Raw genomic sequence first — 22363 nt, forward strand, 5'->3', positions numbered from 1 at the left:
CGGTTGCCGCGCAGGCGAATTCCGCCCACTAAAAAGGCGCTCGTCCAAACCGTCCACCTCCCGTAGGAAGGCAAATCGGCTTGCCCGAGCGCCTGGCGACTTTCTGAGCTTAGCGCAGAAAATCAGTGGTGATGGCCACCTTCACCGTGGATGTGACGGTGAGCGATTTCTTCGTCGCTGGCGTCACGCACGTTGACAACCTTGACCTGGAAGGTCAGGCGCTGGCCAGCCAGCGGGTGGTTGCCGTCAACGGTGACGTCGTCGCCGTCGAGGTCGCGGATGGTGACGATCTGCATCTGGCCATCCGGCGCCGAAGCGTGGAACTGCATGCCCACTTCCAGCTCATCGACGCCTTCGAACAGGCTGCGGTTCAGGGTGCTGACCAGCTCGGCCAGGTATTCGCCGTAGGCGTCTTCCGGCTCGATGGAAACGTTCAGTTCGTCACCGGCCTGCTTGCCTTCCAGGGCTTTTTCCAAGCCCGGGATGATGTTGCCGGCACCGTGCAGGTAAACCAGCGGCGCGCCACCGGCGGAGCTGTCGATGGTCTCCCCGGCGTCGTTGGTCAGGGTATAGTCGATGGAGACAGCCTTGTTGGCGGCGATCAGCATGGGGCAAGACCTTTTGCAAAAGAATGTAGAGCCCACAAGTGTAACGAAGCCATCGTCCGATTGCGAACGTGCTGCGGACGAGCAGCGGCCCATCAGTCGGATCACCGGCTTCCACCAGGACGAAGAAGGCCACTGGGTGGCCGAACTGTCCTGTGGCCATACCCAGCACCTGCGCCACCAGCCACCGTGGCAGGCACGCCCTTGGGTGCTCGACCCGGCCCAACGCGCGCAGCACATCGGCCAGCCTTTCGCATGCGGCTGGTGCGCACAAGGGGCCGATAGCGCTACCCTTGGCCGTTAATTTCTTGCACCGCTTATTTCGAGAAGCACGCATGCAGACATTTTTCATTGCGCCGACCGACTTCGGTGTCGGCCTGACCTCCATCAGCCTCGGCCTGGTGCGCACCCTGGAGCGCGCAGGCCTGAAGGTCGGCTTCTTCAAGCCGATCGCCCAGCCCCACCCGGGTGACACCGGCCCCGAGCGCTCTACCGAACTGGTGGCCCGCACCCATGGCATCAAGCCCCCGGTGCCCCTGAGCCTGGCCCAGGTCGAGCGCATGCTCGGCGATGGCCAGCTCGACGAACTGCTCGAAGCGATCATCCGCCTCTACCAGCAAGCCTGCGTCGGCAACGACGTGGTGGTGGTCGAAGGCATGGTGCCCACGCGCCATGCCAGCTACGCGGCGCGGGTCAACCTGCACCTGGCCAAGAGCCTGGATGCCGAGGTGATCCTGGTGTCGGCCCCGGAAAACGAAGTGCTCAGCGAACTGTCCGGCCGGGTCGAACTGCAGGCCCAGCTGTTCGGCGGCCCACGCGACCCAAAAGTGCTCGGTGTCATCCTCAACAAGGTGCGCACCGACGAAAGCATGGCCGACTTCGCCACCCGCCTGCGCGAGCACTCGCCCCTGCTGCGTGGCAACGATTTCCGCCTGCTCGGCTGTATCCCCTACCAGCCTGAATTGAACGCCCCGCGCACCCGCGACGTGGCCGAGCTGCTCGGTGCCCAGGTGCTCAATGCCGGCGACTACGAGCAGCGGCGCATGAGCAAGATCATTATTTGCGCGCGCACCGTGGCCAACACGGTGCCTCTGCTGACCTCGGGTACCTTGGTGGTCACCCCGGGCGATCGCGACGACATCATCCTTGCCGTCAGCCTGGCGGCGATCAATGGCGTACCCCTGGCCGGGTTGCTGCTGACCAGTGACAGCAAGCCCGACGCGCGCATCCTCGGCCTGTGCCGCGGCGCGCTGCAGGCTGGGCTGCCGATCCTGTCAGTCAGCACCGGCTCGTACGACACCGCCAACCAGCTCAATTCGCTAAACCGCGAAATCCCTGTGGACGACCGCGAGCGCGCCGAGTTCATCACTGACTTTGTCGCCAGCCACCTCGACGCCGCCTGGCTGCACCAACGCTGCGGCACCCCGCGTGAAATGCGCCTGTCGCCAGCCGTGTTCCGCTACCAGTTGATCCAGCGGGCGCAGCAGGCCAACAAACGTATTGTCCTGCCCGAAGGCGCCGAGCCGTTGCTGGTGCAGGCTGCGGCCATCTGCCAGGCCCGTGGCATTGCCCGCTGCGTGCTGCTGGCCAAGCCCGAGGATGTCGACGCCGTGGCGCGCGCCCAGGGCATTACCCTGCCGCCAGGCCTGGAAATCCTCGATCCCGAGCTGATTCGCGGGCGCTATGTAGAGCCTATGGTAGAGCTGCGCAAGAGCAAGAACCTCAACGCCCCAATGGCCGAGCAGCAACTGGAAGACCCGGTAGTGATCGGCACCATGATGCTGGCCCTGGACGAAGTGGACGGCCTGGTCTCGGGCCTGGTGCACTCCACCGCCAACACCATTCGCCCTGCCCTGCAACTGATCAAGACTGCGCCTGGCTCAAGCCTGGTGTCGTCGGTGTTCTTCATGCTGTTCCCCGAGCAGGTGCTGGTGTACGGCGACTGCGTGATGAACCCGCACCCGAGCGCTGCCGAGTTGGCAGAGATCGCCCGGCAGAGCGCCGACTCGGCGCAGGCCTTCGGCATCGCACCACGGGTGGCGATGATCAGTTATTCCAGCGATTCAGCCAGCGATGAGGAAGTGGAGAAAGTGCGCGAAGCAACACGCCTGGCACAAGGCGCAGCGCAGGCGTTGCTGATCGATGGGCCATTGCAGTACGACGCGGCGGCCAACCCGGCGATTGCACGGGACCTGGCGCCGGGTAGCCCGGTGGCCGGGCGTGCCACGGTGTTCGTGTTCCCCGACCTGAATACCGGCAACACCACGCACAAGGCGGTGCAACGCAGTGCTGACGGGGTGAGCCTTGGGCCGATGCTTCAAGGGCTGCGCAAGCCGGTGAACGACCTGCCGCGCGGGGCTCAGGTTGACGATATCGTGCATACCATTGCCCTGACGGCGATTCAGGCCAGCGTGGTGCGCTAGAAGCAGGGGGCTGCTTTGCAGCCCCGGCGGTCAATCAGGGATACTGCTGAACCTGGCCTTGCTGCTGGTCATACTGCTGACCCGGAATCGGCTTCAGGTTCACTTCCACGCGGCGGTTCTGCGCACGGCCATTGGCGTCGGCGTTGCTGGCGATCGGCTGGTCCGGGCCCATGCCACGTACCGAGATCCGCGAGGCATCCACACCCTGCGAGGTCAGGTAGGTGCTGACCGCCTGCGCACGGCGCTGGGACAGGTCCATGTTGTGCTGGCGGCTGCCGGTGCTGTCGGTGAAACCGACCACTTCGATGGTGTTCTGGTTGAACTGCTTGAACGAACCGGCCAGGTTGTTCAGCGGCGAGTAGAAGCTAGGGGCGATGTTGGCCGAGTCGGTGGCGAAGGTGATGTTGCCCGGCATGATCAGCTTGATCTGGTCACCCTGACGTTGCACTTCCACGCCAGTGTTGGCCATTTGCGCGCGCAGCTCTGCTTCCTGCTTGTCGGCGTAGTAGCCGTAACCGGCAGCGGCAGCACCCACCGCAGCAGCGCCGATCAGCGCACCCTTGCCACGGTTGTTATGGTCGATCGCGGCACCGGCGATGGCGCCGGCCAGCGCGCCCAGGCCGCCGTACTTGGCGGTCTTGCTCATCCCAGTGGAGCCCTGCGCCTGACCCTGGTTGTCATAAGGGTTCTGGCCGGCACAGCCGGTCATCAGGGCAGCGGCAGTTGCGACGATAATCAGACGACGCATGGTGAACATGGACAAGCTCCTACTGAAATTCATAAATGCGGCAGATCTCGAATGGATCTATGCCAGCCTTGGATTGCATCGGCAACGAAAAATTCCATGAAAGTGCCTTCATGTGCCATCAGGCACGTACGAAGGGGTTTTCGCGCATTTCATCGCCCAGCCGAGTATCGGGCCCGTGGCCGGTGACCACGATGGCCTCTTCGTCCAGCCGGTACAGCCGCTCCTTGATGGAACGCACAATTGCCCGCTGGTCCCCACCCCACAAATCGGTGCGGCCAATGCCCCGGCGGAACAGGGTATCGCCCGCAACCAACAGCTTGGCATCGGCGAACCAGAAACTCATCGAGCCCGGGGTATGGCCTGGCGTATGCAGGGCCACGCCACAACCGCAGGCCAGCTCTTCATCATCGCCCAGCCAACGGTCGGGGGCAGGCACTGGCGTGTACGGTACCCCGAACATCTGGCACTGCATCTCCAGGTTGTCCCACAGTACCTGGTCGTCCTTGTGCAGGTGCAAGGTAGCGCCGGTCAGCTCCTTGAGCTTGCCCGAAGCCAGAAAGTGATCGAAGTGCGCGTGGGTGTGGATGATGCTTACCAGCGTCAGGCCATGGGCCTGCAGGCGCGCCAGGATCTTGTCCGGGTCACCGCCCGGGTCGACGACGATGGCCTTTTTGGTCAAGGGGTCGCCGATCAGGGTGCAATTGCATTGCAGGGGGCCTACGGGGAAGGTTTCGCGGATGAGAGTGGTCGGGGCAGTCTTCATGGAGGGCCTGTCTTGGACGCTGCAGCGCCTGTGAGATCGAGCGCCGCCCGCGCGGCGCATCGCGAGCTGGCGCTCGCTCCTACGTTTGTTTCGGGCCAATTGTACCAGTGAGATTCGCGTGCGCCCCCTCTGGCGCATACGTTGATACCGTGTCGTATGAAAAAAGGCGGTCGCGCGCGACTGTTACAGGCATAACTGTCCCGAAACAAACGTAGGAGCGAGCGCCAGCTCGCGATGCGCCGCGCGGGCGGCGCTCGATCTGAAGGGCGCTAAAAATCCAACGCCATGCCCTGCTGGCCTAAGGCAAGAACAACCTGAACAACCCGCCCCCAAGCGCCCCGCCATTGGAAATCTCGATCCGCCCGCGCACCCCGCCGCTTTCATGCAAGGCCGCAATCCGCGCCGCAAAGTACAGCCCCAGGCCGGTACTGCCGCTGGTCGAATCGATGCCCTGGATGTACTCCTCCTGGCGCTCGAGCATGTGCTTTGGATAACCCGGGCCGTCATCGTTCACGCAGATGGCCAGCTGGTTGTCGGCCTCTTCGATCGTGATCAGCAAAGCGTGCCCGGCATAGCGGGTGGCGTTGGTGATGACGTTGGCGATCACCGAGGCCACCAGTTCGCGGTCGAAGAAACCCAGCGGGTTGTCGGTGTCGATGCGCCAGGTGGCGAGGATGTCGTTGTGCTTGAGCACTTCCTGGTGCGCCGCCAGCTGGGCTTCGATGAAGTCGTCCAGCTCATGGTAGTCCGGGCACACCGGCAGCTGGTTGATACCCAGTTTATAGAGCCCCAGCAGCTGCACGAGCATGCCGTTGAGGTGGCGAAACTCATGCTCCATGATGCCCTGCTCGGCACCACCGCGCAGCTCTTCGGGCAGGCGTTCTACCCACTGGTTGTGGGACTGGATCAGCGCCGACAACGAACTCTTGAGGTCGTGCACGGTGGAGGCGATCACCGTGGAAAAGTCCAGCCCCTGATTGTCTTGATTCATGCGCCGAACACTCGGATGTGCAGTTTGCGGTAACGGTCATAGCGATTGTCGCTGGCAGGGATACCGGCCACGCTGGTCAAGGCGTCCTGGCATTCCTGCATGATCGCGGGCTGAGGGTTGTCACCGCCAATACGCAGCAGCGCCTGGGCGGTGTTGAGGGCGATGCTGATGTTCTTCGGCTGCAAACCCAGTGCCTTGCGGAACAGTTGCAAAGCCTCGCCAAGCTGCCCTCCTTGGTAACTGCGCACACCCTGGCGATTGAGGGTGACCGCTTCGGTAATGGCGTTGAGCACGCTGGGGTCGTCCGTCAGCTTGCCCACTTTCTCCATGACCTTGGGGTCATCGCCATAACTTTCCACACAGCTTTTCAGCACGCCAATGGCGGCGGCTTCCTGGCCCATAGCCTGCAACTGTGCGGCAACGGTCAGGGCCGAATCGACCGAGAAAAACTGGTTCATCTTGTCCAGGCGCTGGATCGCCTGCTCGGTCAGCTTGGCCGCCGTTTCCGGGTCGCCCGCCTGCTGCAGACTGGCGGCTTTCATCATCCGCGCGCGCACCTGCAAACCCTGGTCTTCGGGGTTTTCCTTGGCCACTTCGCTGAGCGTGGTGTTGATCTCGACCCGGGTACGGGCGTCCAGGCCGAAGCCTGCATTCTTGCTCATCAGGGCCTGCACCAGGCCCAGGTTGTTTTCGGCGTCCTTGTAGCGCGAGCTCTGCCCTTGGTTCACCGCATGACGGAACGCCTTCGACGCGCTCTCGAAGTCCTCGTTTTCCAGCGCCAGCTTGCCTAGGGTCGACTGCCGACGCACTGACAGTGGCGACAGGCGTACCGCCTCTTCCAGCAGGTTTTGCGCACGTCGGGTATCGCCCTGAGCCACCAGCACTTCGGCCATACCGTCGTAAAGCCCTGGCATGATCGGGAACGCCTTGAGTGCCTGCTCGTACACGCCCTGGGCCTGGGCATTCTGGCCACGCTTGTGCATCAGGGCGCCCAATGCAGCGTACACCCACGGCTGCGGGCGACTGGCCAGGATGGCCTTGAGGAATTTTTCCAGCTCCTCGAAGCGGTTGAGGTTGCGCAAGGCATCGGCCCGGTAGCGCAGGCACAGTGGTGCCAGGCGCGGGTCTTTCTTGCACAGCTCGGCGCAAGCCGCCAGCACTTCGGCCGGGCGACTGCGGTCCAGGGCCTGCAGAATCGGCTTGAGCAAGGTCTTGCGCTGATACAGCTTCTCGACGCGCTGGGCCAGGCCAACCCGGTTGAAAGGTTTGGTCAGGTAGGCATCGGGCTCGTGCTCGATGGCACTGAGGACAATGGCCTGGCTGCTCTCGGCCGTGACCATGATGAACACGCACTCATGGCTGATGTGCTTGTCGATGATCAGGTCTTCGAGCACCTGTTGGCCGTTCTTCTTGCCATCACCCAGGTGAAAATCCTGCAGGATGAAGTCATAGCGCTTCTGCGCGCACATGCGCAGCGCCTGCTCGCCGCTGTCAGCGGTGTCCACGTCGCGCACGCCCAACTCGCGCAGCATTGAACGGGTCGACGTGCGAAAGTCGGTAAAGTCATCGACGATCAGAAAGCTTTTTTGCCCGTACTGCAGCATCAACACGACCTGCCTTGGAATGATTGAAAAATCGCGCGAGGCGATGCCACCGATCGCTGTATCGGCAGCTGGTCGGGAAAGATGAGGGTAGAGCTTTGGCGGCCACAAACCATGGCCTCAGGCCATCACTTTAGCGGGCAATGACCTGCAGGGCCAGCATCACGCCAGCAACCCCAGGGATTTGGCCTTGGCCACCGCCTGCGTACGCCGCTCGACGCCCAGCTTGCTGTTGATGTGGCTGGCGTGGGTCTTGACCGTGTGCAGGGAAATGAACAGCCGCTCGCTGATCTGCTGATTGGAACAACCCTGAGCGATCAGTTCGAGCACTGCCAGCTCACGGCCACTCAACGCCTCGCCGCTGCCCGTGCTGGCGCTGGGCAGCGGTGGCAGGCGTTTGAGCAGTTCGGCCTGAACCGCGCACGCGGCACCTGCCTGCAGTTGCTCGTGAAGCCATTGCGGGTGTTTTTCCAGCAGCGGCTGGAACGGTTGCAGCACGCCGCCACGGGCGGCCTCAAGCAAGCCTGGCAGCAACCGCGCGGCCTGCGCTTCGCGGCCTTCGGCCAGCAGCAGGGAGAGCCATTGGCACAGGGCGCTGACGGTGAGCATCATGCCGCCACTGGCCTGCCCGCGCTCGACCAGGCTGGCCAGGCGTTGCACTGCATCGTCGCCACGTAACTGGATGCGCTCGAGCAGCGCCTGCTGCAGCGCAATGTGCAACGGCAGCAGTGGGTGGAACTCCGGTGCTGCCGCTGGCTGCTCACCGCCGTAGGTCTGGCCCAGGCGCAGCAGCCAGGACTCGGCCAGGTCGGTGCGCCCCTGGGCCAGCCACAGTTCGCATTTGACCAGGGTAATCATGGCCAGGTAGTAGACCGGGGGCACGTCCCAGATATGCATCAGGCGCTCAGCCTCTGCCAGTTCGGCAAAGGCCTCGGCAAAGTGACCTTCCCGCCCATCGAGCGTGGCGATCACGCAATGGCCGATGAGCACACTGATGTCCCGGCAGGCCCGCGCCTCGCCCAGCCCCGCGCGCAACCGCGCACGGCCCTGGGCAGGCTGCAGGCGCGAAACCAGCAGATAGCCCTCGTAAAGCGTCAGACGTGCGCGCACGGCATACAACCGCTGTGCCGAAAGCCCTTGCAAGCGTTGCAGCCCTTGGCGCACTTCGTCCAGCGCCCGCAATACTTCGCCACGGGCGTGCAGTACACGCGCCCGGTCGTAATGGGCCAAGGCCTCGAACAACGGGTTGCCGACTCGCTGGGCCAGTTCCAGGGCTTCTCGGTTCCAGCCGCGGGCCCGCCAGAAATCACCATCGGCGATGGCCAGGTTGGACAGCGTCGACAGGCACACCAGGCGCTGGCCATAGCGCTTGCTTGGCAGGCTCTGCAGCGCTTCGCTGCAATAGGCCAACGTGCGCTCACGGTCACCCCGGCCTCGGGCAATCACCCCACTCAGCGCCAGCCACTGGGCCAACATCGACTTTTGCGCGGTCGCCGAAGGTGCGGGCAGGAAGCGGCTGAGGTAGCCGGCAAGCTCCTCGGCCGCGTCCAGTTGGCAAGCCAGGCCCAACGCCCAGCTGTACAGCACGATCAGCCTTGGCGTGCTGATCAGCAGGCTGTCGGGCAAGTCCATCTTCCAGCGCAGCAACATGCCGACGTTCTGTTCGGCCAGCAGTTGCTCCTCGGACAGGCTCTGCACCAGGTCGGCGGCAACATCAAGGTGGCCGGCACGCAAGGCCTGCTCCACCGCCTCGTCCAGCAGGCCCTGGGCTTCGAACCAACGGCTCGCCCGCAAGTGCAAGCCGGCCAGCGGTTCGTTGGCCTGGCGACTGCGCAGCAAGTCGGAGAACAAGTGGTGATAACGGAACCAGTGGCCGTGCTCGTCCAACGGCACCAGGAATACCTGGTGCGCCTGCAGGAAACGCAGGATCTCGACACTGTCGTGGCGACCCCGCACGGCATCGCAAAGTTGGGCGCAGAAACGCTCCTGGCACGCGGTTTCGTACAAGAAGGCCTGCACATCGGCGGGCAGCATATCGATGACTTCTTCGAGCAGGTAGTCGCGAATCAGCCCTTCGCCACCATGCAGCGCCTGGGGCAAGGCCTGCTCGTCGGCACTGTCGCTGGCCGCCAGTTGCCAGAAACGCAACCCGGCCACCCAGCCATCACTGCGCTGGATAAGGTTGTCCAGGGCCTGGCCACGCAGGCCCGTGGGCTGGCGACCGATTACCGCCAGCGACTCTTCGGCGGTGAGGCGCAAATCCTGTTCGTTCAGCTCGACAAGCTGACGCGACAGCCGCAGGCGCGCCAGGTGCCAGTCCGGGCGCTGGCGACTGGTAACCAGCAACACCAGGCCGGCCGGCAGGTGGTTGAGGAAAAACTGCAGGCAACGGTCCAGTACAGGCCCTTGGGCCAGGTGGTAATCATCCAGTACGAGCAGCAACGGTGTATCCGCTTGCAGGTACAACGCCAGCTCGTCGAGCAGGCCGTCAAGCCACTCTTCGAAGGCGAACGGCTGATGGCGCTGGCGCATTTTCAGCAAGCCCATGGCCTGACCACCCAGGGCCGGGCAGTATTGCTGCAGCCCTTCGAGCAGGCGCTCAAGGAAGCGGCCTGGGTCTGCATCTCGCTGGCTCAGACCAAGCCACAGGCTGCGCCAGTGTTCGGGCAGTGCCTCGCAAAACTCGATGGCCAGGGAGCTTTTGCCGAAACCCGCCGGGGCGTTGACCAGCAGCAGGCGAGCGCCGAGGCCGGTGTACAGGCGCTGGCACAGGCGCGGACGCGGCACATGCCCCTCCGGCAGGGGGGGCCGAAAGAAACGCCCGTCCAGCAGGCCCAGGGCCTGGCTGGCGAATCCATGCGTACGGGACAAGTCTGTCATGGCCGGCTCGTTCTGGTTGGAAGACTACGGCGATATGGATGCTTGCGAGACTAGCCGGTAACGCAGCGCATTTGAAGATGATGGGCGCATTTGCCCCGGGAAAGACTGCGACAAAAAGCGACAAGGCTGATGGACAGCGGCTGGTGCGGGGGTTTGGGTGGGTATTCAGCAGGTTTATGGCCTGCCCGCGAAGAGGACGGGGCAGGAAAATAGAAACGCCCCGGCAGGCCGGGGCGTTCTGGGGATCACACGGAGTCTTTCAGGTTACCGAATACCCGACTGACGCAGCGCTGCTGGCTGGAAGTCAGCCTTGCTGGCACTGAAGCCGAAGTCGTAGGCACGCTTCTCTTCGTTCTTCATGCCCAAGGCCAGGTAACGACCCGACTGCAGGTCGTAAATGGCCTCCAGGGTGTACCAAGGCACCTCATTGTTGTAATACGGCTGGGAATGAGCTTCGGAAACGCGCCACAGCTGGTTGCGACCGTCGTACTGGTCGATCACCGCCGCCTGCCAGGTGTCTTCGTCGATGTAGAAGTCACGCTTGGCATAGATGTGGCGCTGGCCTGGCTTCAGGGTCGCGACCACATGCCACACGCGGCGCAGCTCGTAGCGGGCAAGGTCCTGGTTGATGTGCCCGGCCTTGATGATGTCGGTGTACTTCAGCTTGGGGTCGTCCAGCTTGAAGGCGTTGGAGGCGATGTACAGCTCTTTCTTGCCTTCCAGCTTCCAGTCGTAGCGGTCTGGCGCACCGTTGAACATGTCCAGGTTGTCGGAGGTACGCAAGCCATCGGCAGCGGTACCCGGGCCGTCATACGACACCTGCGGCGCCTGGCGCACACGGCGCTGGCCGGCGTTGTAGATCCACGCCTTGCGCGGTTCCTTCACCTGATCGAGGGTTTCGTGGACCAGCAGCACGGTACCGGCCAGGCGCGCAGGTGCGGTCACTTCCTGCTTGAAGTAGAACAGGATGTTGCCCGGGTTGTTCGGGTCGTAATCCTTCATCTTGTCGCGGAAGACGAACTGGTCGGAGAAGTACACCGGGTTGAACGAGCCGTTCTGCTGTGGCGTGGCCTGGGTTACCAGGCGGCTGACACTGCCCCCCCGGTAGCGGGTGATGTGGTTCCAGATCACCTCCAGGCCGGTTTTGGGGATCGGGAACGGCACAGCCGTGCGGAAGTTGTTCAGGCCGTTGCCGCCTTCCACCAGGGTGGTCTTGGTGGCGTTTTCCTTGATGGCCGCAAACACATCGGCCGGGACGGTTGAACCGCGATGGGTTTTGAATACCGGGATCTTGAAGGTGTCCGGGTAGCGCTTGAGCATGGCCAATTGGCCCGGCGAAAGCTTGTCCTTGTACTGGTCGGCGTTCTGCGCGGTGATGGTGAACAGCGGTTTTTCACTGCCATACGGGTCGGCCAAAAAGCCCTTGCCGTCGACGCTGCCCGCACTCTTCGACAGCGGCTCCCACGGGCCGATCGAGCCATCGGCGTTGCCGGCCTTCTCGGCGCCCATCGGGGTCAGGGTACTGCCCAGCTTGGCCGCCTCGTCGGCGGATACCGCAGCCATCACGCTGGTCGCCAGCAGGGACAGGCCCAGTACACCGGCTTGCAGCAGACTTCTGGTCTTGTTCATGTCGTGTCGTCCTGGATCTGTGTGCTTAGAAGTTCACGCCGAAGCTGAGCGCGACGAAGTCACGGTCATCCACAGTGGTGTACTTGCCATCGAAGAAGTTGGTGTACGACAGGCTCGCCGTGTAGGTGTTCTGGTACTCGGCGTCCAGGCCCAGGCTAACTGCCTTGCGGCCCTCCTCGAAGTTCGCACCAGGGCCTGGCGAGTAGCCAGACACGTCATGCGACCAGGCCACGCTCGGCTTCAGGTTCACCCCGGCGAAGACGTCGTTGTAGTCCCAGATGACGCGGGCGCGGTAACCCCAGGAAGTGCTGGTGGTGTAGCCGTCGTTCTCACAGTTGCGGTTCAGGTTGGCAGTGGATGCCCCCGCACCAGCGCCTGCGATGGTGCTGGCATTGAGCGCCTGGCAGGTGTCTGCGCCACCAGTGGATGGCAATGGACCAGGGCCGAACACCGGGTCACGACCGTAACGCGTGTCGTGTGCGTTCTCCAGCCCGCCGACATGGGTGACACCCACTTCACCCACCACGGTCATCCGGCTGGCGCCCATCACCTGGTCGAAGAAGTGCGTCAGGGTGGTCTGGAATTGAGTGATCTCCTTACGGCGATACCCGTGCAGGTCTTCCCCTGGCGTACCGGTCAGCAGCGAGGCGTTGGTCAATGCACCGCCAATCGGACGCACACCCGCGAACAGGATATCGGTGGTATTCAGCTGCACCGGGGCATTCGGCCGGTAGCTGATTTCGCCGCTCCACGCGGTGCCGGTGGGCAACGTGGTGGAGAAGCTCAGGCCATACAGGCGGATATCTTCCGGGTATTCGACGAAATACTTCGAGTTACCCGCGACGATCAACGGCGCCAATGCACGCAGCTGCGCCGGCAGCGCGCTCAGCCCGGCAAATACCGAAGGCGAGGCGCCGGTGGCGCTGAAGATCGGCGCACGGCTGTGGTAGTTCATGAAATAGGCGCCAAATTCAGTGTCGAGCGGTTCGAACATGTAGCGCATGGCCACACCGAACTGGCCACTGTCCCGGGCGTCGCGGTCGGCGCCGCGCGCCACCATCACACCTTCTTCATTGATGTTGACGCCACGGGTGGCGAGGAACTGCTGGGCCGCAGCCGGCACTGTGCGGCTGCTGTTGAGCACACGCAGGTTGTCGGTACAGCCGTCGGCGATGATGTCCGGCTGAGAGAAGAAGGTGCCGCAGTTGTCGACAACCGTCTGGTCCCACTCGATCTGGTAGAAGGCTTCGGCCGACAGGTTGTCGGTCAGGCTTTGCGAGATGTAGAACATGTTGACCGGGATCAGGCCTTCCTTGATCTCGGCCCCTGGGCGGCGGAACGCCGATACGTCGATGGGGTTGATCGAGTTGATGCCGCCGCCGATGAAGGTACTTTCGCCCCAGCTCACCACCTGCTTGCCAAGCCGCACAGAGCCAGGCTGATCAGCGATGGAGTAGTTGTGGTACACGAAGGCGTCGAGCAACTGGGCGCCGGACGACTTGGCGCCTTCCTTGCGATTGGAGTCGCTGATGTCCTTGAACTCGCGGCTTTCGTCCTTGAGTTCGAAGTCATACCAATACTTGCCGCGCACGAACACACCGGTATCGCCGTACTTGAGCTCCAGGTCATGGATGCCCTTGAAGATCTTGGAGAAGGTTTCGCCCTTCTTGAAGTTCAGGTGGCCATCGTCGGAGGTCTGCGACAGGCCCTTGCCGCCGTTGTTGACACCGATCAGGTTCTTGTTGGGGTTGGCCGTCGACCAGCTGGCGCCGATGGAGAGCGAGGAGTCGAACTGGCCTTCGATTTCACCAATGTTGAAGCTGACAGCGAAAGCAGGACTTGCGAGCGTGGAAGCAAGGCTGACGGCCAGGGGCAACTTGGCCCGGCGCCAGAACAGGTTTGCAGATTTCATCGACGCTACTCCATGTACTTTTTTGTTATGGCAGTGAGTCCTTTCAAGAACGGCCCGAGCGACCGGTTTGCAGGTTTGCACCTGCGACGACACGGCTTGCGCGTGTCGCCCTCCCCCATTCCTGAAAATCCCCTGGCCCCGACTATAGCCAGCAAGGCACAGGCGCTTGATCCCTCTAAAGTGTGATTTGCGCTCCATGCCGCCAACTCGCTGCACTGTTATCCCGGTTGCGGGCTGGCAGTGCTAAAGGATGGCGCATTTCAGCCGTTTGGCAAGGCGTGAAGGCCTCTAGCGTGCGGGTCGCGTTCTGGCGTTCGCGACCCGCACGGCGGTTACAGGGTGGAAAGGAAGGCGCTGTTGCTGGCTTGCCACTGGACGATGTCCTGGCGGATGCGTTTCTTGTCGAGCTTACCGACACTGGTCTTGGGAACTTCAGTAACAACGGCGATCTGGCTAGGAATCGCCCACTTGTTGATGTGCCCTTGCTCGACGAACGGTTTGAGGTGTTCCTTGAGCGCCTTGGCATCGATGGCCTGGCCGTCGCGCACCACCAGCAGGGCAAACGGGCGCTCGCCCCACTGCGGGTCGGCCACTCCGACCACCGCCACTTCACGTACGGCCGGGTGGCGGCTGATCAGGTCTTCCAGATCGAGTGAGGAAATCCACTCGCCACCGGTCTTGATCACATCCTTGATACGGTCACGGATGTCGATGTAGCCCATGCCGTCGAGGGTGGCGACGTCACCGGTGTGGAGCCAGCCGCCCTGCCACAGCTCCTCGCTCTTCTCCGGCTCCTTGAAATAACCCATGGTCAGCCACGGCGCACGCAGCACCAACTCGCCCTGGGTCTCGCCATCCGACGGAAGGAAGTTGCCGTCGCCATCGACAATCGCCGCTTCGACCAGTGGCACCGGCACGCCGGCCTTGATGCGGTAGGTGATGCGCTCGTCTTCGCTACCGGCCTGCAGTTCGTCGTTCAGGTGCGCGGCGGATATCAGCGGGCAGGTCTCGGACATGCCGTACGCTGCGGTTAGCTGGATACCCCGGGCCAGGGCTGCCTGGTACAACGAGCGGTTGAGCGCGCTGCCGCCGATGATGATCTTCCAGCCGCCGAAGTCCTGGCCCTGCGAGGTCGGGCAGTTGAGCAGCATCTGCAGAATGGTCGGCACACAATGAGAGAACGTGACCTTCTCCTCGCGCCACAGCTTGACCAGCATGTCTGGCTCGTAGCGTCCCGGGTACACCTGCTTCATACCGAGCATGGTGGCGGCGTAGGGGATGCCCCAGGCATGCACATGGAACATCGGGGTGATGGGCATGTACACGTCGTTGCTGCCCAGCAGGCGCACGCTGTCGATACTGCCGGTGACCGAAGCCTCGGCCAGCGTGTGCAGCACCAGTTGCCGGTGGGTGAAATACACGCCCTTGGGGTTGCCGGTGGTGCCAGTGGTGTAGAAGGTGGTGGCCACCGAATTTTCGTCGAAGTCGGGGAAATCGTAGTGCGGGCTGGCAGCGGCCAGCAATTGCTCGTATTCGCCCACCAGATCGGGTAGCTCGGCGGTCTTGTCCGGGCCATCGGTCAGCAGCAGGGTCTTGTCGACGGTGGTCAGCTGCCCGGCAATACCCTGGTAGAGGCCGACGAAATCACTGTTGACCAGCACCACGCGGTCTTCGGCGTGGTTCATGGTGTAGAGGATCTGCTCGGGCGACAGCCGCACGTTGATGGTGTGCACCACGGCGCCGATCATCGGGATAGCGAACATGCATTCCAGGTAGCGATGGCTGTCCCAGTCCATCACCGCCACGGTGTCACCGGCCTTTACTCCGGCCTCGGTCAGCACATTGGCCAGGCGTGCAATACGTTCGTTAAGCTGTGGATATGTCAGCCGCAACTGGTCGCGATAGACGATTTCACGGGTCTTTTCATAGCGGCTACCGGACATCAGCAGGCGCTTGATCAGCAGTGGGTAGGCGTAGGCGCCCTCGGCGGGCTTGATGATGCGGGTCTGCAACATGGGTATCCCTTTTCTGAAAAGCGAGCCGGACAGGTCTGACAACTACTGTAGTGCGGCAATGTGACGGCTAAATCAGCCGAAGGAATGATTTGCGAGCCAAAGGTATGAGTGGCAGGCGTTGACGGGCGGTAACCCCGGGCTAGACACTGCGCCTGTAGACGCGGGCGTACCCGCGAATGGCCATAACACCAATACCCCGCCCTGCCACCGGAGCCCCCCATGCCCAGCCCGCGTCGCGCCGTGTTTCTCGATCACCAGTCCCTGGACCTTGGCGACCTCGACCTCTCGCCCCTGAAGCAGCAGTTCGATGAATTCGAACTGTTCGCCGCCACCCGTCCCGACCAGGTGGCAGAGCGCCTGCAAGGCGCGGTCGCCGTGGTTAGCAACAAGGTAATGCTCGACGCCCCCACCCTGGCCGCCAACCCGCAGCTCAAGCTGATCCTGGTGGCCGCCACCGGCACCAACAATGTCGACCTGGCAGCGGCGCGCGCCCAAGGCATTACCGTCTGCAACTGCCAGGGTTACGGCACGCCGTCCGTCGCACAGCACACCCTCGCCCTGCTGCTGGCCCTGGCCACCCGCCTGTGCGACTACAACCAGGCCGTAGCCGACGGCCAATGGGCCAAGGCCAGCCAGTTCTGCCTGCTGGACTTCCCTATCGTCGAGCTGGAGGGCAAAACCCTCGGCCTGCTCGGTCACGGCGAGCTCGGCGGCGCGGTGGCGCGACTGGCCGAAGCCTTCGGCATGCGCGTGCTGAGCGGGCAGATTCCCGGCCGGCCGGAACGTGACGACCGCCTGCCACTGGACGAACTACTGCCGCAAGTGGACGCCCTGACGCTGCATTGCCCACTGAACGAGCACACCCGGCATATGCTCGGTGCCCGCGAACTGGCCCTGCTCAAGCCCAATGCGCTGGTGGTCAACACTGCCCGTGGCGGCCTGATCGACGAACAGGCGTTGGCCGACGCCCTGCGCCAGGGCCACTTGGGCGGCGCGGCAACCGATGTGTTGAGTGTGGAGCCGCCGGTCAACGGCAACCCGCTGCTCGAACCGGGCATCCCGCGCCTGATCATCACCCCGCACAGCGCCTGGGGTGCGGTAGAGTCACGCCAGCGTATCGTCGGCCAGCTCAGCGAGAACGCCCAGGCCTTCTTTGACGGGCAGCCACGCCGCGTGGTCAGCTGAGCCCGGCGCCCGCCTCTGCTACACTGCGCCACTTTTTTCCAGGAGGCGTCGTCCATGGACCCGCGCAGTGAAGTGTTGCTCCGCCAGGCAGAGCTGTTCCAGGGGCCGCTGCTGATCGCTGGCGCCCCCGCCGACGGCCTGCTCGCCCAATTGCCACAGGCCAAGGCCTGGACTTGGCATGCCGGCGATCAGGCCATGCTCGACAGCCGCTTCGCCGGCCGCAGCCATTACGGGGTAGAGCCGCCTGAAATGGCATTCGACAGCGCCGTGCTGTTCCTGCCCAAGTCCCGTGAGCTGGCGGCCTACCTGCTGAATGCCCTGGCATCACGCCTGGCCGGCCGTGAGCTGTACCTGGTCGGCGAAAAACGCGGCGGCATCGAAGGTGCGGCCAAGCAACTGCAAGCCTTTGGCAAACCGCGCAAGCTCGACAGCGCCCGCCACTGCCAGCTGTGGCAAGTGACCATCGAGCACGCCCCCGATGCCAAGCCGCTGGCAAGCCTGGCCGAGCACTTCGAGCTGGCGCTGGAAGACGGCCCCTTGCAGGTGGTCAGCCTGCCGGGCGTATTCAGCCACGGCCGCCTCGACCGCGGTACTGCCCTGCTGCTCAAGCACCTCGACGGCCTGCCAGGCGGCCATGTGCTGGACTTCGGCTGCGGCGCAGGGATATTGGGCGCCACGGTCAAGCGCCGTTATCCACAAAGCCGGGTAACGCTGCTGGATGTGGACGCCTTCGCGGTTGAGGCCAGTCGTCTGACACTGGCTGCCAACGGCCTGGAGGGTGAGGTGATCAGCGGTGATGGCATTGATGCGGCACCTGCCGAGCTGAGCCTGATTCTGAGCAACCCACCGTTCCATACCGGGGTGCACACCAATTACCAGGCCTCGGAGAACTTGCTGAAAAAATCTGCCGTTCATCTGCGAAAAGGAGGCGAAATGCGCTTGGTCGCCAACAGCTTCCTGCGCTACCAACCGCTGATCGAAGGGGCACTGGGCAACTGCCAGGTACGCGACGAGGCAGACGGCTTCCGTATCTACCAGGCAACCCACGGATAAAAAACAGCGCTTGCCGAAAGCGTTTTGCCTAGGCAGAATCCGCACCGTCCTAGGGGAGTAGTCTCCCGCGAGCGCACTGCTCGCCCGGTACGCGTCAACATACTTGGTCCACAGACCATGGCGCGTGCGACCCACCATGCCAGCCTGCATGGAGAGATCCGCGTAGACGGATCCCGGGTTTGACAAGACCTATGACACGCACACCTTACCCGGGGCGGGGAGGCTGTACGTGTCATAGCCGTGTCGACCCGCCCCCGTAGGAATCCTGATGCTGGAATCTCTGTTGGTCCCCACCGCTATCGTTGCCTTGGCCGAAATCGGCGACAAGACGCAACTGCTCGCTCTCATTCTTGCTGCCCGCTTCCGCAAGCCTTGGCCGATCATCGCCGGCATCATCGCCGCCACCCTGGCCAACCATGCTGCAGCCGGTGCCGTGGGCGCATGGTTCGGCAGCTTCTTCAGCGACTCGGCCCTGCACTGGATCCTGGCCGCGAGCTTTACCGCCACCGCGCTGTGGACACTGGTACCGGACAAGATGGATGAAGACGAAAACCCCGCACGTCGCTTCGGGCCGTTCCTGACCACGCTGATCGCGTTCTTCCTGGCCGAAATCGGTGACAAGACCCAGGTTGCAACCGTGATGCTGGCTGCGCAGTATCCGCACCTGATCATGGTCATTATCGGGACCACGCTGGGCATGCTGATTGCCAACGTGCCGGTGGTTCTGGCGGGTAACTTCGCGGCAGACAAGCTGCCCCTGACGCTGATTCGTCGCCTGGCGGCCACGGCGTTCTTCGTGCTGGCGATCGTGGCCGTGTACTCGGCGATGAAGGCCAGTGGCTGGATCGGCTAACTGAAAAAAAGAGGGGCACAAGGCCGCTCCTACAGGGGATCGCGTACCGTTGTAGGAGCGGCCTTGTGCCGCGAAAGGGCTGCAAAGCAGCCCCCTTGCGGTCTTACTGCTTGGCCGCAGCCTGATACAGCGGCATCACCTTCGGAATCGCCGCCTGCAGCGAAGCGATACGGCTTTCAGAAGCCGGGTGAGTGCTCATGAACTCTGGTGGCGCGCCTTCGGAAGCCTTGCTCATCTTGTTCCACAAGGTGATCGCAGCATTCGGGTCGTAACCGGCGCGGGCCGACAGTTCCAGGCCGATCAGGTCGGCTTCGTTCTCGTTGGCCCGGCTGTTGGGCAAGGTCATGGAGTAGTTCACCACGGCATCGGCCATGGCCATGCTGCCCTCGCCCAGGCCCAAGAGGGCACCGGCACCCTGACGGGCCATTTGCACGCCATAGGCCTTGGACATCGCCTCGCGGCTGTGCTCACGCAGGGCGTGAGCAATTTCATGCCCCACCACGGCGGCAATTTCTGCATCGGTGAGCTTGAGCTGATCGATCAGCCCGGTGTAGACGATGATCTTGCCGCCCGGGCCGCAGTTGGCGTTCAGTTCGTCGCTTTTTATCACGTTGACTTCCCAGTTCCACTGCGCGGCATCCGGGCGGAACTTGGGCGCCTGGGCGATCAGGCGGTTGGCGATGACCTGCACGCGTTTGGCATCGGCGCTGGACTTGTCGAGCACACCCTTGCTCGACGCTTCGCCCAAGGTCTGCTGGTACGACTGGGCGTACATCTGGTTGACCTCATCGGTCGAAAGCATGCTGAACATGTACTGCTGGCGCTGCACGCCGACAGCACCACCGCTGGTGGTGTTCACCGCCTGGCAGCCGGCCAGCAGGATTCCAGCACTCAACAGGCTGACAACAAAAGACTTACGCATGAAAACACTCCCTATCCACATGCGGCGTATCCTAGGCCGACTCGCCTGTGGCTGCCATAGCCGCAGGGAAGATTTTATCGACCAGCGCATCAGGCTGGAGTCAGGCACTCCGGCGCATCCAGCTTCGGGTCATTGACGAAATTGGCCAGCGCCCGCTCACGCAGCTGTGCCGCAGGGCTGGCCAGCAACTCGTGCAAGCGGGTAACCGGCGTGTCCGGGTCGAGCCAGGCTGCCTGCCCTGTCTCATCCAGTATCAGCGGTCGACGCTGGTTCATGGCCGCCTGGGTCACCACCGCACAGCTAAGCCACACCTGATCCTGCACGGGATAGGCCTCCCACACCGCAGCAAAGTACAGCGACGAGCCCTCCCCCGGGGTCAACCAGTACGGGCGTTTACGCACGCTGCCACGCCATTCGTAAAAGCCGTTGGCCGGCATCAGGCAGCGGCGCTGGCGAAACGCCTCGCGGAACATGGGTTGCTCGGCCAGCGTTTCGGCGCGGGCATGGGCGGGGGTGCGGGACAGGTCGGTAAGCCAGGCCGGGGTCAGCCCCCAGCGCGCCTTGGCCAGTTGCTGCTGGCCGTCGAGCTGGCGCTGGATCAGCACCGTGGCACCGGGAGCAATGTTCCATTGGGCCGGCTGGCCTTCGGGAAAACCAGGCAGGCTGGCCAGCGCCTGGGGCCAGCGAAACAGGGCGTAACGTCCACACATGGGCGAATTCAGAACCTAGCAGATCAAGGTACCGGGGAAACTCTCCGGTTCGTCGCCAACCAGTGGCTGGGCATCATTGTACGCATCGATCAGCCGCCGTGCGTACTCGGCCTGCTCATCCGCTACCGCAAGCCCCAACAAGCCTTGCATCGGCAACTCGCCCACACCGCCCATCAGGTCACGGCCCACCAGTTGAACATCGACACCCTCACTGGCCAGCATCCCGATCAGCATTTCGGCTTCGAGCAGGCTTTCAGGTTCATAGATCCGCCGCATCAGTCGTTCTCACCGAAGACATCCAGCATCCACTCCTCGCCATGAACCTGCAGTACGAAGCGGATAGGCTTGCAGCATACCTGGCAGTCCTCGATGTACTCCTGATCGCCGCCGGACAGGTCCACCGTCGTTTCGACTTCTTCGCCACAATAAGGGCAATCGTAGATCGCAGTTTCCAGCATCGCGGCCTCCGGGGTGACTTATGCGTATAATTGCCGGTCTGTTTACAGGGCCAGTGTGTGTCCGAGCCGTTTTTCGGAGCCCGCCCTTACCTTATTACCCTAGCCGTTTCCAACAAGAGAGCATGATGGGCGAATTCGATGCCATCCGACCGTACGACGACGCTGAGGTCCCTGCCGTTCTGGCACGCCTGCTCAGCGACCCGGCATTCCTCGATATCCTCACCCACTTCCGCTTCCCGCGTGCGGCCGGTGCTCTCGGCTGGTTGCTCAAACCGCTGATTGCCCGCCGCCTGCGCAAGGAATTCGCCGGCGTCACCTGCGTTTCCACCTTGCAGGACAAAGTCGAGTACTACGTCGACCAGACTATCGACCGTGCCACCGACGGCGTCACCTATTCCGGCGTAGAGCAGCTCAAGGCCGGCACTGCCTACCTGTTCCTGGCCAACCACCGTGACATCGTCATGGACCCCGCCTTCGTCAACTACGCGGTGTACCATGCCGGCCTGCCCACGCCGCGCATCGCCATTGGTGACAACCTGCTGCAAAAGCCCTTTGTCAGCGACATGATGCGCCTGAACAAAAGCTTCATCGTGCACCGTTCGATCAGCGGGCGCCGCGAGAAGCTGGCGGCTTACCAGTTGCTCTCGGCCTACATCAACCACTCGATCCGCAACGATGCCACCTCGATCTGGATCGCCCAGGCCGAAGGGCGGGCCAAGGACGGTGACGACCGTACCGACTCGGCGATCCTCAAGATGTTCCACATGAGCCGCAAGGACGAGCCGTTCGGCGCGGTGATCCAGAGCCTTAACCTGACGCCCGTGTCGATCAGCTACGAATACGACCCCTGCGACCAGGCCAAGGCCCGCGAGCTTTACATCCGCGCCACCACCGGCACCTACAAGAAGGCGCCGGGCGAGGATGACAACAGCATCGCCAAGGGCATTACCGGCTACAAGGGCCGGGTGCATATCAATTTCGCCCCACCGGTGACCGAATACCACGAGGATACCAAGCAGCTGGCGGCGGAAATCGACCGGCAGATCCTGGGTGGCTACCGGCTATTCCCGGTGCATTACCTGGCGTATGCGATGTGGGAGGGCAAGGACGAGGCCCTGCAGGTGCCGAGTGCCGAGAAAGTGTTCCCGGCCGATGAGTTGGCCAAGGCCAAGGAAGAATGGCAGCGCCGCCTGGATGCCTGCCCTGAAGAGCAGCGGCCTTACCTGGTGTTGCAGTATGCGACGCCGGTGCGTAACCAGTACCAGGTGCGGCAACAGGCACCTGTAGCCTGACAGATTGTCGGGGCCGCTTTGCGGCCCCATTCAGTCAAACCCAGGTACTGAGCCAGGACAGCAGCAACGCCATCGCCAGACACGAAAAACCGAGAATATAGAAGTAGCGCGGCACTCGGAGGTCGAACGCATCCACCACGCCCTCGTCCACCGCCATGTATTCACGGGTCTCGGCATCACGCCGCCGAGCACTGTGCAGCAGCAACCCACCTGGACACGTCAGCAGCAGCGCCAGCAGGTTGATCCACTTGGCGGGGTGGGCGGACAGAAACCCCCAGAGCACTTGCAAGGACATCAGGCGACCTCGGTGTGAGCAGCAACAA

At 63.1% G+C, this 22363-nt stretch carries 20 protein-coding genes and 1 riboswitch; of the genes, 6 read left to right on the top strand and 14 right to left on the bottom strand.

What is annotated here, in order from left to right; all coding sequences use genetic code 11:
- Positions 1–122: 122 nt before the first annotated feature.
- Positions 123–608 carry an FKBP-type peptidyl-prolyl cis-trans isomerase gene (locus B9A31_RS22900; RefSeq protein WP_019098136.1) on the bottom strand — a complete coding sequence of 162 codons (486 nt, stop codon included), beginning with the start codon at positions 606–608 and terminating at the stop codon, positions 123–125.
- Here B9A31_RS22900 and B9A31_RS22905 point away from each other — a divergent pair.
- Complete coding sequence (locus tag B9A31_RS22905; RefSeq protein WP_084297455.1) at positions 607–909, top strand: DUF3565 domain-containing protein; 303 nt, start codon at positions 607–609, stop codon at positions 907–909. The genes B9A31_RS22900 and B9A31_RS22905 overlap by 2 nt on opposite strands.
- Before the next feature lie 31 nt (positions 910–940).
- Positions 941–3028 carry a phosphate acetyltransferase gene (gene pta, locus B9A31_RS22910; protein WP_019098137.1) on the top strand — a complete coding sequence of 696 codons (2088 nt, stop codon included), beginning with the start codon at positions 941–943 and terminating at the stop codon, positions 3026–3028.
- A gap of 34 nt (positions 3029–3062) precedes the next feature.
- Here the strand turns inward: pta and B9A31_RS22915 are convergent, their stop codons facing one another.
- The 8 genes from B9A31_RS22915 to B9A31_RS22960 form a co-directional block, all read right to left on the bottom strand.
- Positions 3063–3785: an OmpA family protein gene (locus tag B9A31_RS22915; protein WP_016501466.1), complete on the bottom strand. Its 723-nt coding sequence runs from the start codon at positions 3783–3785 to the stop codon at positions 3063–3065.
- A 109-nt stretch (positions 3786–3894) separates the two neighbouring features.
- A complete protein-coding gene (locus B9A31_RS22920) occupies positions 3895–4539 on the bottom strand; it encodes an MBL fold metallo-hydrolase (RefSeq protein ID WP_025754817.1) in 645 nt (214 codons plus the stop codon).
- Positions 4540–4837: 298 nt separating this feature from the next.
- Positions 4838–5530: a sensor histidine kinase gene (locus B9A31_RS22925; protein WP_016713275.1), complete on the bottom strand. Its 693-nt coding sequence runs from the start codon at positions 5528–5530 to the stop codon at positions 4838–4840.
- Positions 5527–7134, bottom strand: coding sequence for a tetratricopeptide repeat-containing response regulator (locus tag B9A31_RS22930; RefSeq protein WP_019099592.1), 1608 nt, complete (start codon positions 7132–7134; stop codon positions 5527–5529). The genes B9A31_RS22925 and B9A31_RS22930 overlap by 4 nt, the downstream gene beginning before the upstream one ends.
- A 159-nt stretch (positions 7135–7293) precedes the next feature.
- Positions 7294–10011, bottom strand: coding sequence for a LuxR C-terminal-related transcriptional regulator (locus B9A31_RS22935; RefSeq protein WP_019099593.1), 2718 nt, complete (start codon positions 10009–10011; stop codon positions 7294–7296).
- A gap of 264 nt (positions 10012–10275) precedes the next feature.
- Positions 10276–11640: a DUF1329 domain-containing protein gene (locus tag B9A31_RS22945; RefSeq protein ID WP_019099594.1), complete on the bottom strand. Its 1365-nt coding sequence runs from the start codon at positions 11638–11640 to the stop codon at positions 10276–10278.
- Between the two features lie 25 nt (positions 11641–11665).
- On the bottom strand, positions 11666–13552 hold the full coding sequence (locus tag B9A31_RS22950; RefSeq protein WP_016713279.1) for a DUF1302 domain-containing protein: 1887 nt from the start codon (positions 13550–13552) through the stop codon (positions 11666–11668).
- Positions 13553–13884: 332 nt separating this feature from the next.
- Entirely contained in the window at positions 13885–15567 is a 1683-nt protein-coding gene (locus B9A31_RS22960; protein ID WP_019099793.1) for a fatty acid--CoA ligase, read from the bottom strand.
- 219 nt (positions 15568–15786) lie between these two features.
- Between B9A31_RS22960 and B9A31_RS22970 the strand changes: the two genes are divergently transcribed.
- The 3 genes from B9A31_RS22970 to B9A31_RS22980 all read left to right on the top strand — a co-directional run bounded on the left by B9A31_RS22970 (position 15787) and on the right by B9A31_RS22980 (position 18658).
- Positions 15787–16752 carry a 2-hydroxyacid dehydrogenase gene (locus B9A31_RS22970; RefSeq protein ID WP_019099794.1) on the top strand — a complete coding sequence of 322 codons (966 nt, stop codon included), beginning with the start codon at positions 15787–15789 and terminating at the stop codon, positions 16750–16752.
- A 54-nt stretch (positions 16753–16806) separates the two neighbouring features.
- Entirely contained in the window at positions 16807–17805 is a 999-nt protein-coding gene (locus tag B9A31_RS22975) for a class I SAM-dependent methyltransferase (RefSeq protein ID WP_016713282.1), read from the top strand.
- A 40-nt stretch (positions 17806–17845) separates the two neighbouring features.
- Positions 17846–17985: riboswitch (yybP-ykoY riboswitch) on the top strand.
- Between the two features lie 91 nt (positions 17986–18076).
- A complete protein-coding gene (locus B9A31_RS22980) occupies positions 18077–18658 on the top strand; it encodes a TMEM165/GDT1 family protein (RefSeq protein WP_174244692.1) in 582 nt (193 codons plus the stop codon).
- A 103-nt stretch (positions 18659–18761) separates the two neighbouring features.
- Here the strand turns inward: B9A31_RS22980 and B9A31_RS22985 are convergent, their stop codons facing one another.
- The 4 genes from B9A31_RS22985 to B9A31_RS23000 form a co-directional block, all read right to left on the bottom strand.
- Entirely contained in the window at positions 18762–19580 is an 819-nt protein-coding gene (locus tag B9A31_RS22985) for a M48 family metallopeptidase (RefSeq protein ID WP_019099796.1), read from the bottom strand.
- Positions 19581–19669: 89 nt separating this feature from the next.
- Positions 19670–20290, bottom strand: a complete 621-nt coding sequence (locus tag B9A31_RS22990) for an SOS response-associated peptidase (protein WP_027615753.1) — start codon at positions 20288–20290, stop codon at positions 19670–19672.
- Between the two features lie 15 nt (positions 20291–20305).
- On the bottom strand, positions 20306–20566 hold the full coding sequence (locus tag B9A31_RS22995; protein WP_016713286.1) for a putative signal transducing protein: 261 nt from the start codon (positions 20564–20566) through the stop codon (positions 20306–20308).
- Positions 20566–20748, bottom strand: a complete 183-nt coding sequence (locus B9A31_RS23000; RefSeq protein WP_012270508.1) for a CPXCG motif-containing cysteine-rich protein — start codon at positions 20746–20748, stop codon at positions 20566–20568. The genes B9A31_RS22995 and B9A31_RS23000 overlap by 1 nt, the downstream gene beginning before the upstream one ends.
- A 122-nt stretch (positions 20749–20870) precedes the next feature.
- On the opposite strand from B9A31_RS23000, the gene B9A31_RS23005 reads away from it, so the two are divergent.
- Positions 20871–22040, top strand: coding sequence for a 1-acyl-sn-glycerol-3-phosphate acyltransferase (locus B9A31_RS23005; protein ID WP_161751628.1), 1170 nt, complete (start codon positions 20871–20873; stop codon positions 22038–22040).
- Positions 22041–22074: 34 nt separating this feature from the next.
- On the opposite strand, the gene B9A31_RS23010 is transcribed toward B9A31_RS23005, so the two are convergent.
- Complete coding sequence (locus B9A31_RS23010) at positions 22075–22335, bottom strand: hypothetical protein (protein WP_019099798.1); 261 nt, start codon at positions 22333–22335, stop codon at positions 22075–22077.
- Positions 22336–22363 lie beyond the last annotated feature (28 nt).

Source organism: Pseudomonas sp. URIL14HWK12:I5, from assembly GCF_900176445.1.
GTDB lineage: Bacteria > Pseudomonadota > Gammaproteobacteria > Pseudomonadales > Pseudomonadaceae > Aquipseudomonas > Aquipseudomonas monteilii.